17 protein-coding genes are annotated in these 16,228 nt (G+C 50.3%); 1 reads left to right on the forward strand and 16 read right to left on the reverse strand.

The genetic code is table 11. From position 1 onward, the window contains the following. Positions 1-677: 677 nt before the first annotated feature. The 9 genes from N7V53_RS15105 to ssb1 form a co-directional block, all read right to left on the reverse strand. Positions 678-1,106 carry a hypothetical protein gene (locus tag N7V53_RS15105; RefSeq protein ID WP_279793846.1) on the reverse strand — a complete coding sequence of 143 codons (429 nt, stop codon included), beginning with the start codon at positions 1,104-1,106 and terminating at the stop codon, positions 678-680. A gap of 332 nt (positions 1,107-1,438) precedes the next feature. Beyond that, positions 1,439-1,975: a hypothetical protein gene (locus N7V53_RS15110; protein ID WP_279793847.1), complete on the reverse strand. Its 537-nt coding sequence runs from the start codon at positions 1,973-1,975 to the stop codon at positions 1,439-1,441. Then, positions 1,917-2,354, reverse strand: coding sequence for a hypothetical protein (locus tag N7V53_RS15115; RefSeq protein ID WP_279793848.1), 438 nt, complete (start codon positions 2,352-2,354; stop codon positions 1,917-1,919). The genes N7V53_RS15110 and N7V53_RS15115 overlap by 59 nt, the downstream gene beginning before the upstream one ends. 250 nt (positions 2,355-2,604) lie before the next feature. After that, positions 2,605-3,075 carry a hypothetical protein gene (locus N7V53_RS15120; protein ID WP_279793849.1) on the reverse strand — a complete coding sequence of 157 codons (471 nt, stop codon included), beginning with the start codon at positions 3,073-3,075 and terminating at the stop codon, positions 2,605-2,607. Positions 3,076-3,836: 761 nt separating this feature from the next. Beyond that, on the reverse strand, positions 3,837-4,064 hold the full coding sequence (locus tag N7V53_RS22350) for a CPCC family cysteine-rich protein (RefSeq protein WP_347882220.1): 228 nt from the start codon (positions 4,062-4,064) through the stop codon (positions 3,837-3,839). 13 nt (positions 4,065-4,077) lie between these two features. After that, the gene (locus N7V53_RS15130; protein ID WP_279793850.1) at positions 4,078-4,326 is read right to left on the reverse strand and encodes a hypothetical protein; all 249 of its coding nucleotides are present in this window, start codon (positions 4,324-4,326) and stop codon (positions 4,078-4,080) included. A gap of 710 nt (positions 4,327-5,036) precedes the next feature. Next, complete coding sequence (locus tag N7V53_RS15135) at positions 5,037-5,576, reverse strand: SMI1/KNR4 family protein (RefSeq protein ID WP_279793851.1); 540 nt, start codon at positions 5,574-5,576, stop codon at positions 5,037-5,039. Positions 5,577-5,599: 23 nt separating this feature from the next. Further along, on the reverse strand, positions 5,600-5,839 hold the full coding sequence (locus N7V53_RS15140) for a hydrolase (RefSeq protein ID WP_279793852.1): 240 nt from the start codon (positions 5,837-5,839) through the stop codon (positions 5,600-5,602). A gap of 997 nt (positions 5,840-6,836) precedes the next feature. Continuing rightward, positions 6,837-7,370, reverse strand: coding sequence for a single-stranded DNA-binding protein SSB1 (gene ssb1, locus N7V53_RS15145; protein ID WP_023478365.1), 534 nt, complete (start codon positions 7,368-7,370; stop codon positions 6,837-6,839). Positions 7,371-7,626: 256 nt separating this feature from the next. Here ssb1 and uvrA point away from each other — a divergent pair, with 256 nt between their 5' ends. Continuing rightward, positions 7,627-10,452: an excinuclease ABC subunit UvrA gene (uvrA, locus tag N7V53_RS15150; RefSeq protein WP_279793853.1), complete on the forward strand. Its 2,826-nt coding sequence runs from the start codon at positions 7,627-7,629 to the stop codon at positions 10,450-10,452. On the opposite strand, the gene N7V53_RS15155 is transcribed toward uvrA, so the two are convergent. The 7 genes from N7V53_RS15155 to alr all read right to left on the reverse strand — a co-directional run bounded on the left by N7V53_RS15155 (position 10,453) and on the right by alr (position 16,150). Beyond that, complete coding sequence (locus N7V53_RS15155; protein WP_124970630.1) at positions 10,453-10,806, reverse strand: MmcQ/YjbR family DNA-binding protein; 354 nt, start codon at positions 10,804-10,806, stop codon at positions 10,453-10,455. It abuts the gene before it with no gap. Positions 10,807-10,809: 3 nt separating this feature from the next. Next, on the reverse strand, positions 10,810-11,226 hold the full coding sequence (locus N7V53_RS15160) for a secondary thiamine-phosphate synthase enzyme YjbQ (RefSeq protein ID WP_279793854.1): 417 nt from the start codon (positions 11,224-11,226) through the stop codon (positions 10,810-10,812). 98 nt (positions 11,227-11,324) lie between these two features. Then, on the reverse strand, positions 11,325-12,035 hold the full coding sequence (aphA, locus tag N7V53_RS15165; RefSeq protein ID WP_279793855.1) for an acid phosphatase AphA: 711 nt from the start codon (positions 12,033-12,035) through the stop codon (positions 11,325-11,327). A 174-nt stretch (positions 12,036-12,209) separates the two neighbouring features. Next, on the reverse strand, positions 12,210-13,403 hold the full coding sequence (locus N7V53_RS15170) for an aspartate/tyrosine/aromatic aminotransferase (protein ID WP_279793856.1): 1,194 nt from the start codon (positions 13,401-13,403) through the stop codon (positions 12,210-12,212). A gap of 96 nt (positions 13,404-13,499) precedes the next feature. Then, entirely contained in the window at positions 13,500-14,504 is a 1,005-nt protein-coding gene (locus N7V53_RS15175; protein ID WP_279793871.1) for an AAA family ATPase, read from the reverse strand. Next, on the reverse strand, positions 14,501-15,058 hold the full coding sequence (gene pnuC / locus N7V53_RS15180; RefSeq protein WP_279793857.1) for a nicotinamide riboside transporter PnuC: 558 nt from the start codon (positions 15,056-15,058) through the stop codon (positions 14,501-14,503). Before pnuC ends, N7V53_RS15175 begins: the two co-directional genes overlap by 4 nt. 12 nt (positions 15,059-15,070) lie before the next feature. Beyond that, the gene (alr, locus tag N7V53_RS15185) at positions 15,071-16,150 is read right to left on the reverse strand and encodes an alanine racemase (RefSeq protein WP_023478382.1); all 1,080 of its coding nucleotides are present in this window, start codon (positions 16,148-16,150) and stop codon (positions 15,071-15,073) included. Positions 16,151-16,228: the final 78 nt, after the last annotated feature.

Consider the following 16,228-nt stretch of genomic DNA (forward strand, 5'->3'; position numbering starts at 1 on the left):
TTTTAGAATCAATGTCCGCTTGCACTTTGTTTCGTCCTTCAGCAATACATTCCGTGTGCTGAAATACCTCATCAACCGGAACCGCAGATTGTAACGGTCTTTAAAGCTGTTACTCACTGTTAATGGTTTTTAAGCTCTATCCCTTCACCATCCGGCGCATAAGCTCCATTTATCGCTTTTCAAGGCATTACCTTGCGTAGGTACTTATAGATTCTGATTATTGTTGCATGTACTCTTTTAACATTCCAACCTGCAGATTTTGTTTCTTCAACCGACTCTTTTCATGCTTTTATACCTATTCTCGCAAAGTGAAATACAGATATTATCAAAGGCCATCATTATAAGTAGTTGAGTTAATATTATTCAAAATGTACATCTGCCCGCATATATTCACCTATGTAAATACACTTCATTCATTTCATCTTATACCCTTTAAATTTTTATCTCCTTTACGAACAGGAATCAAAACGTCAATTTGAAACCTATAAGTAGGAAAAGTAAATTTTCATAAACAATAAAACCTCCTGTCTCCAAATACTTAGCCATATTTTCAATGCTATGTTTACAGAAGTCGCATACAGGCAGACGTGCAATAGTAAAAAGATTATACCAAAATCTCTGGGCGCAGTTCTGTCCGATTTGAGCCAGTAGAAATTTCACTTTCTTATAGTTGTTTTTTATAAAGAGGTAAAATATTCAGTGAAATACCCACCTTTTATCGATACGAATAGACCGTGCCCTATAATTACATAACCGACCTTATCTTTTCTTCCGTCTATATCCTCATAAAAACCGGGAGTCATAGCGGAACCTTTCTCATAGACAGATAAACCTGATAAGTTATCAGAGAAGTAGAACTCATTAATAGAACGAAAATTAATATGCAAAATTCTATACCCAGCATTATTATAATTTTCATCAGGAATATCATCCTGAGAAACCAACTTATTTTGGGACACATATTCATTCAAGTCTTTATTTCTGGCTTCTTCACCCATGAAAACCATAAAGTAAACCTCTAACCCATTATCATCATAATTGAAAAATGGCTCAGTAACGCTTTCCATTTTCCAGGATGATTTTACCATCTTAAGAGTATTTTTCATTGTACCAGCCTTATAATATCTCAAATGCTGCTATTTTCGGCCCCTGGTAGTGGTAATAGAAGATCCCGGAATAAAATATACTTCACCCCCGAGATCGTATTGGGTTTGCACTACGCGATCTAATAAAGTATTGGTGAGGGGCAGTTCATGTAAAATTGTTGCCGTCTCATCCGCAGTAGAAAGTACAGCCAGCTTTCTATGACTTTCAGCTACTTCCTGAACTTTTTCTAAAGAGATAACGTGGCGAGCGTGGTTATCAAACTGACTGACCAGGAGGAATATGTAAAGTCGTTAGAAGCGCGAGATGTTGCGGATAACGCGCCTTAACGCGTTTAAGTTGAACCGTTCCAATGACCTTTTTCTTTCTGGTGCCTGACCCTATTTAAATGTTTCTGTACATATTGGCGGATTAACTCATTATCAGCGTTGGCTAATAATTCGATTTTTTCAATAGCATTTTGGTTTTGTATTTTCTCTAGCGCCATTATGCATTTATTCGCCAGTACGAAATCCTCGTCGTAATCCCTGTAATCAAGATTGAACAACGCAGCTTCATAGAGATGGTTCGCGCTGGAAGGCTGCTTATAATGCGCTAACAATCTTACGACCTCTTCATGTTTCTGATGCCAGGAGGCAGTCACAAGTTGGTTTAATATGTCGCCATCGTAGTAACAAAAATTCACTACTGCGCTGAGATAAAGAAGAAGGTCAACCAACTCTGCACCTTCGGCTTCTCGCGCAATGGTTAACTCTTTGCATAAATCTACGTTTCCAGAGCAATCACCAAACTGGCACATAAAATCAGAGATATTAAGTTGATTCATCATTAACTTTAGAATCAAAGTTTTTTTGATTGCCAGCCACTTCATCACTCCTCATCCTTATATACCAAACAATGAGTTTTGAGTTATGTTCTTTTATATATTTGCTTTCCCACTGATCGTAATCATCAGGTACAGCATACCTAAAGCCCTTTTCAAAATACCGTTCACCAAGAGCAGTAATCATAACCCAATAATATTCCTCTTCGTGTACCAGCAAGCAAGCTGCAAGGTAATTTTTGGGTAAAACGGTAAGCATAGGCGAGCTATTAATTATATACTTCGCCTCAGTTTCTGATATTTCACCATACGCGATAATTATCCCTTTGATAAGACAAACAAAAGTGTAGAAATTAACTATTACGGACTCACCTGGATTATCTTCATTTATGAAAAGCAAGCCATCTCTCAAAAGCTCCTTGTCCATTTTATATATCTCTTTTTTAATTAGCAAAGATGATACACAATGCCTTTCTAAACACCCCGTAAGACATTATATTCTAAATATTAAACCCATCCTTTATTTCTACGGCATAGCTTATCTTTTACTTATCTTGCCGGAAAATGTTCTTCAATATATTACATGAAAAACGCCCCATTGATACCAAACAGCAAAAAACAATAAATACGAGCAAAAAAAACCCATTAATCAAGGCATTACAGAGTTGACTTATGAATTATGAATTATGCGATTGACGTTTTACCCATAAGACCCCAGCCCAGCAATTAGATGGATCAGATATAAAATTGACAATCTCTTTGCCATTTGAAAAATAACTTACAGGACAATACTCATCGCCACTTAATGGTTTAAAACTCGTCAAAACATCACACCGTAACTGTAGAGAAAGCACTTTGGAAATAAAATCAATGTATGCAGGAAAATAATTACTTTCAACAGAAGTGACAGATGTTCCAAAGTCAACTTCATAGATAAAATCCACATTACTTAATATTTCAATATATTTCGAGTTTTCATCGGGGCTTATACTGCTTGCCTCAATACGCTTTTTATATTCATTAACATCAAAATAATCATACTCCATAATAGTAAAGTCAACATCAGCCCTCCCTAATAAATTAGCTATTCTTTCTCTCAACACTTCTTCATTTTTATAACTGATAAGAATGCTTGATTTAGTGATCACGATTAAATTCTCCAAAAAGTATCAAATACTGTTTGCTTTATTACCTCTATACGAACATCACTGTTATAGAGTTTAAGGCCGTCAAAGAACTCATAAAATTGTTAGAGCGTATTTTTAGAATTAAGATTTCTTTTACCTGAACAATATTATTGTCACAACTTGACGTATGCCTTATTGACATTTTTTGCAGCATTTCCACCCATTTCATTTATCTGCTGAGCTTTCGCGCAGGCTACCGCCGCTGTCAACGCGCGCCAGCAGGTCATGACAGCTTTCTATACAGAAATTCCGCAGCGACGCTTACGCGTTCTGGTCGCCCGTTTTCACCAATATCTTGAGGTCCGTCCATGCTTACTGCATGCCACAACCTGCTTTTAGGGGGTTAGTGGCTGAACACAATTTTACGCCAAGTCAACCTTTCCAAAACGCAGCACCGACTTAAAGTCTGCTCCGTCGGCATGTTCCACACTAACCGGAAAACCGAGGCCTCTACCAGATATTCTCACAGCACCAGCCTGCACCTTAGTGTGGCTGGCTGAAAGGGCGGGATCTGAGACCGGCCATGGCGTGATGGTGAAGATTTTGGAAGGATGCTTACCCATCATCCCTGTCAATAATGAGATGCAAGAATTGCGCGAAAATCTATGCCGGGGTTATAAAGTAAATGAGGCACATGTTGGTTTAGTAGATTAAATGGAGAATATATAATAAAAAACCAGGAAGAATTAATTGTATTTCCTCCTTTTATTGCAAGGTAGTAACTACCCCTTCCTGTAAAAAACATCTTCTTTTGATATTCCACCCAATTTTAACAATCGGTAATCTTTTAATGAGGAATGATTAGCTGTGCTGTATGAATCTATCCATTCCTCCGATCGTCCATCATCTTCCCATAAACAAACTGGACATACATCGTATTGCCCTCGTTCTGGTAGAGTTAAATAACCACAGCATGGACACTTATTAAGTTCGGGCTCATCACCTAAAATTACAAACTCGCAATTAAAGTGTTTTTTTCAAAAAGGAAATTAGATATTCATTTGATATACCAAAGAAGACAACATCAGTATGGAAATTAATAAGAAAAGCCTGAACTTCATCATCATATATACTTTCATATATAATAGGCTCGCCAGATTCCTCATCATTATACCCTGCAAATAAAAGGCTATCTATATCCATCCTAGACAATAAAGCCACTTGGTATATGGAGAATATTTTGAGTGCTGATCTTCTTGTCATTACAGTCATTTTTACACCACATCAGATGGAGACAGACCTTTTTTATAAAGCCATATCAATTACATCAGTAAATGGATATTTTTTTACAAATTCAGGTTATGCTTTATAGAAAGGTAATGTTTCTCTATTTTTAGCATTTCCAACAAGAATTTGATTAGTGTCCGAGAGAAGTTTTAAAATTCAATTTTCATTTATTTTTATAACTCAGAGCGTTATTCATAAGAAATTCTTCCATACTTTCATAATATCTTTTCATCGAAATATAAAAAATTCGTCTCGCCCAAGGACATGCTTTTATAGTGCTCACTGAGCTTAGCTTTTGCCCACTCATTAGTTTCCCTTCATCCAATTCACTCCAAAGATAAATAATGCTAACGGCTCCATCCAGGAGAGAGGATTAGGCGCATAAGGATACAGGTATAATCCGCCTTCCGGCCCTGCGGATCCCTCTGCGTGTAACATCTGCCCGCAGGGTCATAGTAACGAAAAGTATGGTAGCTCAGGCCCGTTTCGCGTTCAGGTGCTGGCCTGGAAGCACATGTTCTGCGGAGCGTCCCGCTCGGCCAGTGTGCTCACATGCAGGCTGCGGCCTCAGGCACTTGATTCGCCGCGCCAGACAACGTCGAATCCCCTAAATGACTGGCGGTACTTTTCAGTCGGGATGGAGGGTGCGCGGTCGGGACTGTCTGAACACTTTTTAAGTAAGGAAGATCCCGGCCTTATTGTATATTTTTCCAAAAGTCTTGATTGGTTGCACCTGTGAGCTTAATCGCATCCTGCGAGGAAATTTTCTTTAGGAATAAAGAGCCGACCACTCTAACAAATAATTCAAAATTGTCTGCGACTGACTTTTCATCATTTATGCCAGGCTCACTGGTGATTGCATATATCTTTCCTGTCACTGTATTCAAGAGAATAGCGTATGGATCTGACAAAGCAATAATAATCATTGATTTTGGCCTTGACTGCCTATTCCACCAATTATTAAAGCCATTGCCTTCATTTAAATGAATTAATTTCTCAAAATAATCACCACCTGATCCAAATGATATATTCCCAAGAGAGGAATTATCTAAATTGTATTTCATAACGAAAGACAAAAAAGTGTCTTTCAGTTCCACATGGAGGTTCTGCTCAAGTTTTGATAAGTTATTTAAAGGCACTCCTCTTTCCCTCAAAATTAAATCATCCATCTCCCCTTGAAAAGGAGAAAACTTGTTATCCAACTCAAACTCAATTTCTTTAATGCTTGATAACATTACTCCTCATGGCATTTTGTATGTCAAACACTGCTGCAACCTACATGTGTTTTACCCAGTACAGGTATAGCATATGGGCAAAAATAAACATGGTGATGGCTAATTAAATTTATAATTTGTAGGTTTTGGGAATGATTAATCCAGGCACTACTTATTTTTGATGATAGCCCCGATTTTTGTATCTTACAAAGATTATTTTTACTTGATGAGTCTGATTGTAAATAAAAACTTTGCTGCCAAAACTTTTTTATTCCGGATGCCACCTTTTTGCTTGGAATGCCGCTATTAAACGTACGAGAATTTATCAAGAAAATAGTGGATCGAATCTTTCTGTGAAATGAAGAGCTATCCTACTTTGATAAGAAATATTATCTCTGCATATATTACAGAAGCTTAATTCCTGCGGCTTCACCACATATGTATAGGTATTCAGCCCATCTATTAGCCCTGGTGGGCTCACCTGCTTGTAACAGCCGCCCGCCGGGTCTTGATAGCGGTCTGTGCTGTAGTGTTGGCCGTTTCGCGGTCTAGGTACCGGCCCTGAAAACGCAGGTTGTGTATGGAGTCTCAGTAACCGGCATGCTTTCACGCAGGCTACCGCAGGGCGGCGGAGGCTCCGCGCCAGACGGTGTTGCCGTTATATCGATCACGCTGTCCGGTAGACCGTGCAGCTCCATGTGACGAAAGATTTTCGCGGGCTCGCCCTGGCTGTCGACGCGCCAGCTGCTTGTAGTGCTATTTGGCTCTGATGTATTGCCCGTCAACTTCGATTTCACAAGACCTGGGCGGGTTTGCTCATTTTAGCTGAAGCGCTTGCCACACCTCAGACTGCCGCCACAACCTCCTGTCAGGAGCTGTTAATTATGGCTGAAGGAATATTACGCCTAAAGTCGACTATGTCACAGCCCGCAACCGGGACCGCACAGCTACATACAGACAGGGGTTATTACCCTTTAACCTGAGCGTGGCTGAATTGAAAAAGCATCCCCCTCTGTTGCGGATTTGAGTTATTAAAAAAGAGTGGCCAAGAAAACAGAAGGCGGGAAGAGCGCTCCATCACCATGCAGTATCGCTCTCTACTATCGGTGACAAAAGTTGTAGCCATGTCTTTATCCTTCATACTCCATACACTTAACGTAAGTGCTAAATATGCAATATGCGAAGGATGTATTAAGGCTTAATTTTAGGACGAGGAAAACAAAAAGCCCCTGTATTAACAGAGGCTTGGTAGATAAGTATAACAAACAGTACAGCTAAATCCTAGAATGGGATATCGTCGTCGAAATCCATCGGCGGTTCGTTGTTAGACTGTGCCGGGGCAGACTGCTGCTGCGGACGAGACTGCGCGCCGCCGCTGAACTGGTTGTTGTTGCCCTGTGGCTGCTGAGGCTGACCCCAACCGCCCTGCTGCTGGCCACCGCCTGCCGGTGCACCGCCGCCGCCCTGGCGACCGCCCAGCATCTGCATGGTGCCGCCAACGTTCACTACAACTTCGGTAGTGTACTTTTCCTGGCCGGACTGATCGGTCCATTTGCGGGTGCGCAGCTGGCCTTCGATGTAGACCTGAGAACCTTTACGCAGATACTCACCGGCAACTTCCGCCAGCTTGCCGAACAGCACAACGCGGTGCCACTCGGTCTGCTCTTTCATCTCTCCGGTCGCCTTGTCACGCCACGATTCGGACGTAGCCAGCGTAATGTTGGCAACTGCGCCACCACTCGGCATATAGCGTACTTCCGGGTCCTGGCCCAGATTACCGACGAGAATAACCTTGTTTACGCCTCTGCTGGCCATGATCGTGTCTCCTGAAATCGTTTCGTAGTAGTGTAAACGCGCGAGTGTACCATTTCCACGTAGCATTTTGATAGCTGCGAAGCAGGTTCCAGACATCGTCCGCGAAGTGCGTATTTTACACACTTACGCGGAAGTTGCATTCCTACACTGTATATTCATTCAGGTTAATTTGTGTCATAATTAGCCGTTTGTGATCGCCGGTTGTCCTTCAAACACACCGGGCATTACGTGTTCCACCGGGTAAAAGGTGAATGGATTGGATAAGATAGAAGTTCGGGGCGCGCGCACCCATAATCTCAAAAACATCAACCTCGTCATCCCTCGCGACAAACTGATTGTTGTCACCGGGCTGTCGGGTTCGGGCAAATCCTCGCTGGCTTTCGATACGCTCTATGCAGAAGGGCAGCGTCGCTACGTCGAATCACTCTCTGCGTATGCCCGCCAGTTCCTGTCGTTGATGGAAAAACCGGACGTTGACCACATTGAAGGTCTCTCGCCTGCCATTTCTATTGAACAGAAGTCGACATCGCACAACCCGCGTTCCACCGTCGGCACTATAACCGAAATTCACGATTACCTGCGCCTGCTCTACGCACGCGTTGGCGAGCCGCGCTGCCCGGATCACGGCGTGCCGCTGGCGGCGCAAACCGTCAGCCAGATGGTGGATAACGTGCTCTCGCAGCCGGAAGGCAAGCGCCTGATGCTGCTGGCACCGGTGATCAAAGAGCGTAAAGGCGAGCACACCAAAACCCTCGAAAACCTGGCAGGCCAGGGCTATATCCGCGCCCGTATCGACGGCGAAGTGTGCGATCTCTCCGATCCGCCGAGCCTCGAACTGCAAAAGAAACACACCATTGAAGTGGTGATTGACCGCTTCAAAGTGCGCGACGATCTCACGCAGCGCCTGGCGGAATCTTTCGAAACCGCGCTGGAACTCTCCGGCGGTACGGCCATCGTTGCCGATATGGACGATCCTAAAGCCGAAGAGCTGCTCTTCTCGGCGAACTTCGCCTGCCCGATTTGCGGCTACAGCATGCGCGAACTGGAGCCACGTCTCTTCTCGTTCAACAACCCGGCGGGCGCCTGCCCGACCTGCGACGGTCTTGGCGTTCAGCAATATTTTGACCCTGACCGCGTGATCCAGAACCCGGAGCTGTCGCTGGCTGGCGGCGCTATCCGCGGCTGGGATCGCCGTAACTTCTACTATTTCCAGATGCTGAAGTCGCTCTCGGATCACTATAAATTCGACGTCGAAGCGCCGTGGGAAAGCCTCAGCGCCAACGTGCAGAAGGTGATTCTGGCAGGTTCCGGCAAAGAGTCGATCGAGTTCAAATACATGAACGATCGCGGCGATACTTCCGTGCGCCGCCATCCGTTTGAAGGCGTGCTGCACAATATGGAGCGCCGCTACAAAGAGACCGAATCGAGCGCGGTGCGCGAAGAGCTGGCGAAATTCATCAGCAACCGCCCTTGCGCCACCTGCGAAGGGACGCGTCTGCGTCGCGAAGCGCGCCATGTTTACGTTGAAGATACGCCGCTGCCGACCATCTCTGATATGAGCATCGGTCATGCGATGGACTTCTTCACCAACCTCAAACTTTCCGGTCAGCGTGCAAAAATCGCTGAAAAAGTGCTCAAAGAGATTGGCGATCGTCTGAAATTTCTCGTTAACGTCGGCCTGAACTACCTGACGCTTTCCCGCTCGGCAGAGACCCTCTCCGGCGGTGAAGCGCAGCGCATTCGTCTGGCCAGCCAGATTGGCGCAGGCCTGGTCGGCGTCATGTACGTGCTGGATGAGCCTTCTATCGGCCTGCACCAGCGCGATAACGAACGTCTGCTTGGCACTCTTGTGCACCTGCGGAACCTCGGTAACACGGTGATTGTGGTTGAGCATGACGAAGATGCTATCCGCGCCGCGGATCACGTGATCGATATCGGCCCTGGTGCCGGTGTGCACGGCGGCCAGGTGGTCGCGGAAGGCCCGCTGGAAGCGATCATGGCGGTGCCGGAATCGCTGACCGGCCAGTTCATGAGCGGCAAACGCAAAATTGAAGTGCCGAAAGAGCGTGTGAAAGCCGATCCGCAGCGCGTGCTGAAGCTGAGTGGCGCACGCGGCAACAACCTGAAGGATGTGACGCTGACGCTGCCGGTCGGCCTCTTTACCTGTATTACCGGCGTTTCCGGCTCCGGCAAGTCGACGCTGATTAACGATACGCTCTTCCCGCTCGCCCAGCGCCAGCTTAACGGCGCGACGATTGCCGAGCCTGCGCCTTACCGCGATATTCAGGGGCTGGAGCACTTCGACAAAGTGATCGATATCGACCAGAGCCCGATTGGCCGTACGCCGCGCTCCAACCCGGCGACCTACACCGGCGTCTTTACGCCCGTGCGCGAACTCTTCGCTGGCGTGCCGGAGTCCCGTTCACGCGGCTATACGCCGGGTCGCTTCAGCTTTAACGTCCGCGGCGGACGCTGTGAAGCGTGCCAGGGCGATGGCGTGATCAAAGTCGAAATGCACTTCCTGCCGGATATCTACGTGCCGTGCGACCAGTGCAAAGGCAAGCGCTATAACCGCGAAACGCTGGAGATTAAATACAAGGGCAAGACCATCCACGAAGTGCTGGATATGACCATTGAAGAAGCGCGTGAGTTCTTCGACGCGGTTCCGGCGCTGGCGCGGAAACTGCAAACGCTGATGGATGTCGGCCTGACCTATATTCGTCTCGGCCAGTCGGCCACCACCCTTTCCGGTGGTGAAGCGCAGCGCGTGAAACTGGCGCGTGAGCTGTCGAAACGCGGCACCGGGCAGACGCTCTATATTCTTGATGAGCCGACCACCGGTCTGCACTTTGCGGATATTCAGCAACTGCTTGAGGTGCTGCATCAGCTGCGCGATCAGGGCAACACCATCGTGGTGATTGAGCACAACCTCGACGTGGTGAAAACCGCAGACTGGATTGTCGACCTGGGGCCGGAAGGCGGCAGCGGCGGCGGCGAGATCCTCGTCTCCGGCACGCCGGAAACCGTCGCCGAATGCGAAGCATCGCACACGGCACGGTTCCTGAAACCGCTGCTCAGCTAGTCAGACGGAGAGCTGTTGCCGGATCCCCTCCGGCACCAGCTCCATCGCCTGCTGGTAAGAGGCGTCCACCAGGTAGTAGATTTGCGAGTCTGGCAAAGTGCCGTCCAGATAGACCGTGCTCCAGTGCGCTTTATTCAGATGGCGGCTGGGGCGCACATCGCTATGCTGGTCGCGCAGCAGTTCCGCCAGCGCCGGGCTGGTTTTCAGTGAGACCGCCGGGCGGTCCTCAATCTCTTTCACCATCGCAAACAGTACGTCGGCGACCTTAATCTGCGTCGCTTTCCAGTCGCTGTGCACGCTCTGCTCCGCGCCAGGCTTGGCCATGCAATATTGCAGTAACTCCGAAATTGTCATCGTTTATTCCCCTTGTAGTGTCGCGATAATCCGCCGCGAACCGCCGTGGATGCGATGCTCTCCCAGCCAGATCCCCTGCCATGTCCCCAGCAATACGCGCCCATTCTGCACGGGCAGCATCAGCGACACGCCAAGCGTCGATGATTTGATATGCGCAGGCATATCATCCGGCCCTTCATAATCATGCTCATAGGGCGCATTGTCCGGCACAGCACGTAAAAAGTGGCGCTCCATATCCTGGCGCACCGTGGGATCGCAATTTTCATTCAGGGTGAGAGAAGCGGACGTGTGCTGAAGCAGCAGGTGCAACAAACCGGTTTTCACGCTCTTTATCGCAGTAATCTGCCCGAGCACCTCATCGGTGACCAGGTGAAAGCCGCGCGATTTCTGGCTAAGCGTAAGCGTCTGTTGATGCCACATAAACTGCTCCTTATCAAAAATGAACCTCTGTAAGTGTGCAGCATGTGGCCAAAAGGGGAAACCCGACGCCCTTTTTTTCTCTAAAAAAGGGCGCTGGATTAATAGTCGGAGTCGACAATCACCTCTTCACCAAACGCACCGGCCTGCGGCAGCGGTTGGTAGGTTGAGTTCGCGGCGCGCAGCACGCGGATCGGGCGCGCTTCGCTTTCGCGCGCGGCGGTGATGTCACCGTCAGAGTCGCCGTAATAGATGCGGATTTTTTTGTCCTTCAGCCACTGCACCTTGTTGTTCTGGCCCGGCTGATCGCCGGCAAAAATCACCGGATTCATATTGGCAGCCGGGATATGAAAATCATCCTGCAAAGTTTTGCTCACCGTCTCGGTTTTGGTCTGGCTGCGGCCGGTGATAAAGAAAATCGTGTCGCCGCGTTTAACGTGCATGGCGATCAGCTGACGCGCGACCTCTTTGGGAATGCTGAACTCATCCCAGCCGTTATTCATCTTTTCCCAGAATTCCGGGTTGTGCAGATAGGCATCGCTATCCGGAGACCAGGTTTTCTTACCGCGCCAGAAGCCGGGGCTGGAGAAGAGCACGGTATCGTCGATATCAAACCCCACCGCCATCGGCGGGCGTTCAACCAGCGAGCTTTCAATTTGCGCCACGGAAACCCAGTGTACCGCCGCCTGCTCAGAGAGTTTTGCAGCGTTAGTGCCCGTTGCAACCGGGGTCGGGACCGAGGCGTATACCGCCGCGCTGCTGAAGGCCGCCCACAGGCAGAGCGCGCCGAGCGCGTGTCTGAACTTTTGCATAATTTTCCCTGCTTCTTAATGCTTTAGTTTTTATAAATGAGGTGAATAGTCTTAAACCTGAGTGACCATAACCGCAGGGCGAGGCGAAACAAAGTTTTTTCTGGGAAATCCGCCAGCTTTGGTGGGTCACCCTCTGCCGGTTTGCAGAGGGTGAAGAGAGAGGTAAGTGAATACTTACATCACCGCCGCGAAGGCTTGTGCCACGCGGTGCACATTGCGGTTATTAAGCCCGGCGACGCAGATACGACCGCTGGAAACGAGATAAATGCCAAACTCTTCGCGCAGACGATCCACCTGCGCAGCACTCAGCCCGGTATAACTAAACATGCCGCGCTGCTTGAGCAGGTAGGTGAAATCCCCTGTCGGCATCGCCGCATTCAGCGCATCAACCAGCGTCTGACGCATCGCCAGAATACGGGTGCGCATCGCTTCCACTTCCGCCAGCCACGACGCCTTCAGCCCGGCATCGTTCAGCACGGTCGCCACCAGCTGCGCGCCGAAATTCGGCGGGCTGGAGTAGATACGGCGCACAGTGGCTTTTAGCTGTCCGAGTACGCGATCGGCGGCATCAGCATCTTCGCAGATCACGGAAAGGCCGCCAACGCGCTCACCATACAGAGAGAAAATTTTTGAGAAAGAGTTGCTAACCAGCGCAGGCAAACCGGCATCGGCAATCGCGCGAATCGCATAGGCGTCCTCCTCTATGCCCCCCCCAAAGCCCTGATAGGCAATATCCATGAAAGGCAGCAGTGTGCGCGCTTTCAGCACCTCGACCACCTCATCCCACTGCGCAGGCGTTAAGTCGGCACCGGTCGGGTTATGGCAGCATGGGTGCAGCAGGATAATGCTCTGCTCCGGCAAGGAGTTTAATTTTTCGAGAAATGCCGCGAAACACACGCCGTTGGTTTCGCTGTCATACCACGGGTAAGTAGCGACCTCGAAGCCTGCGCCTTCAAAAATCGCGATATGGTTTTCCCATGTCGGATCGCTGACCCAGACGCCGGAGTTGGGGAAGTAACGTTTCAGAAAATCTGCACCGACTTTCAGTGCGCCGGAGCCGCCGAGCGTCTGGATGGTGGCTACACGCTTGTGAGACAGCACCGCATGATCGGCACCAAACAGCAGCGGCGCAATAGTATGGCAGTAACGATTAAGACCTTCCATTGGCAGATAGAGCGAGGCACCATGTTGCTGTGCATTGAGGCGCGCTTCGGCTTCTGCCACCGCCTGAAGAAGCGGGATTGTGCCCTCTTCATCATAATAAAGCCCGATGCTGAGGTTTACTTTATCGCTGCGGGGATCTTCTTTGAACCGCTCCATCAACGAGAGGATAGGGTCGCCGGCATAGGCGTCAACTTTCTGAAACACGCAGGTATTCTCCACATTCTGATTAGGCAAGACTCCCACAATAAACCGGAAGCCGGACAAGGTCGAGGGGGCAGTAAAGCGGAAACGAAATAAGGATTAACAGCCCAGCACCACCCGCACTTGCGCGATGCGTTCAGCCACCGACCCGCTGACGCGAATAAACGGCACGCCGCGTTCGGTCAACTGTTCGAGATACCAGGCCTGCTGGCGCTGGCGGAAAGTTTCATCCTGGCGGGTGCCATCCTGCACAAACGGAAAATCATCCTCGCACAACACCACCAGGTGATAGTGCCGCTGCGCCAGCGCGTAGAGCGCCGCAGGCGCTTTGCCAAACATTGTCAGCGTATAAAAGAGCGTGGTCAGCGGCGAGGTATCGCATACCAGCCAGCGCACCGCAGGCGTGCTCTCTTCCCGTTGCACCTGGGTTTGTGCAATCGCCAGCATATCGTCATACACCAGCTCGCCACCCTGCTCTTCCCAGCGCTCGCGGCCATACTCCGCCACATACGCCGTTCCCAGCGCCTCTGCCAGCACGGCGCTGAGGGTGCTTTTGCCGGTCGATTCGCCGCCGAGCAGGCAGATGCGCTGAACAAAGTCGTGATAGACGGGCGCGGCCAGCATCTGCCGCCAGCGGTGGACATCGCTGCGGATCAGCGTCCCGGATGGCGCATCCTCACCCTGCCCGCGCGTCAGCCGCACATGAGCCACCGGGCGGGAAAAACGTTCGCTCAGCACGCGGGCGAAGCCATCGCCATACTCCTCCGCCGTGAAGACCGCGTCAGGCTGGCAGCCCAAAACCTGCAAACAGATATCCGCAACATAGTGACGATGCAGATTGCCATCGGCGTCGTTATGCGGTAACGGGCCTAAACCCAGCGCCGCCACGCGCGCCGGTGTCAGAACGAGGATCTCACATTGGGAAAACCGCGCCCGCAGCCAGCGTTCGCGCTTCTCCGGCTCGCAGCCGGGCAGCTCTGGCACGGAGTAGCTGATGAGCCACAGGCGTTCGCACTGCGCCAGCGCGGTGTTAATTAACCGTTCATGACCGCAGTGCAGCGGCGCGAATTTGCCAACAATCAGCCCGCTGGCGAAGGGTTTCATGGCTTTACCAGCGCCTTGCGCCACTGGTAAAGCCCGTGCCAGGCATTACACCAGAAGATCAGGTAAAGCCCGGCGGTCAGCCACAGATCGCGCGCGGCATAGAGCGGCACGGCGATGGTGTTGACCAGCAGCCAGAAGTACCAACTCTCCAGCCGCCGCCCCATCAGCATAAACTGCGCGAGAATGCTGAAGACCATAATCGCCGAGTCCAGCCATGGCGACCAGGCGTTGGTAAAACGGTGCAGCAGCCAGGCATAGCCGCCTGCGACAATCAGAGCGCCCACCAGCAGGAAAGCAATATGTTGCAGCGGCGTTTTGCGTACCGCCAGTTGATGACCGTGATTGCCCTTCAGCCAGTTGATCCAGCCTGCAACACTGCTGATGATAAAGAAGAGTTGCAGGGTGACATCCGCGTAAAGCTGCACGGAGTAGAAAACCCAGCCGTAGAGCACGCAGCCGATAATGCCCGTCCACCACGTATGCACATTGTTGCGCGCGGCAAGCCACACGGAGAGGGCGTAAGCCAGGCAGGCGGCGATTTCCATCGGCGACACGGGGCGTTCCTTTTAGTCGATGTAGATAAGGGTCGCCCTTGAGGTCAGGCGCGTAATAAGTTCGTAAGCACTCACATTTGTTGCCTGCGCGATACGCTCGACGGGTAAACCCTCCCCCCAAAGCACCACGCGATCGCCGGGTTTATCCTGCGCTTCTGGCCCCAGATCGACGCAAATCATATCCATCGCCACGCGCCCAACAATCGGCACTTCGCGGCCGTTAACCAGCACCGGCGTGCCGGAGGGTGCTGCGCGCGGGTAACCGTCGCCGTAGCCCATCGCCACCACGCCTAAACGGGTATCGCGCGCGCTCTGCCAGGTGCCACCATAGCCGACCGGTTCACCCGCCGCATGCTGGCGCACGGCAATCAGTTGCGAGGTGAGCGTCATTACCGGCTGAAAGCCAAAATCGCTACCCCACGGTTTATGGTCGAGCGGCGAAACGCCGTAGAGAATGATGCCGGGGCGCACCCAGTCGAAGTGGGATTGCGGCCACAGCAGCGTACCGCCCGAAGCGGCAATCGAGCGCATGCCCGGCTTGCCTTCGGTAAAGGTGGTAAAGAGATCGAGCTGGCGCTCGGTCGCGCCGCAGTCGGGCTCATCGGCGCGGGCAAAGTGGCTGACGATGTTCACCGGCTGACGCACATTTTTGCACTGGCTCAGCCGGGCGTAGAATGCTTCCGCTTCGTGAGGGTGTACGCCCAGGCGATGCATGCCGGTGTCGAGCTTCATCCAGACATCCACCGGCGCGCTCAGGGTGGCGGCTTCCAGGGCTTCAAGCTGTTCAACGCTGTGGATCACCGTATGCAGCTGATGCTCTGCTACCTGTAGCAAATCGCTGGCGGCAAAAAAGCCTTCGAGTAACAGAATCGGTTGAGTAATGCCCCCTGCGCGCAGTTGCAGGGCCTCTTCAAGACGGGAGACGCCGAAAGCATCGGCATCGGGGAGCGTTCGCGCGGTCTCAAGAAGACCGTGTCCATAAGCGTTCGCTTTCACGACCGCAACCAGTCGGCTGGCGGGAGCCAGTTCGCGCAGGCGTTGCAGATTGTGTCGCAGAGCGCGGCGGTTAACTACTACGGTTGCCGCTTGCATGTTTTTCCTCAAAAACAATTTTGTCGATCGTTCGTGTGCAGGTGCGTTGAAGGCACCTGCGGCGCGAAGAGTAACGAA

The organism is Kosakonia sp. HypNH10 (assembly GCF_029850615.1).
In the GTDB taxonomy this organism is placed as follows: Bacteria; Pseudomonadota; Gammaproteobacteria; order Enterobacterales; family Enterobacteriaceae; genus Kosakonia; species Kosakonia cowanii.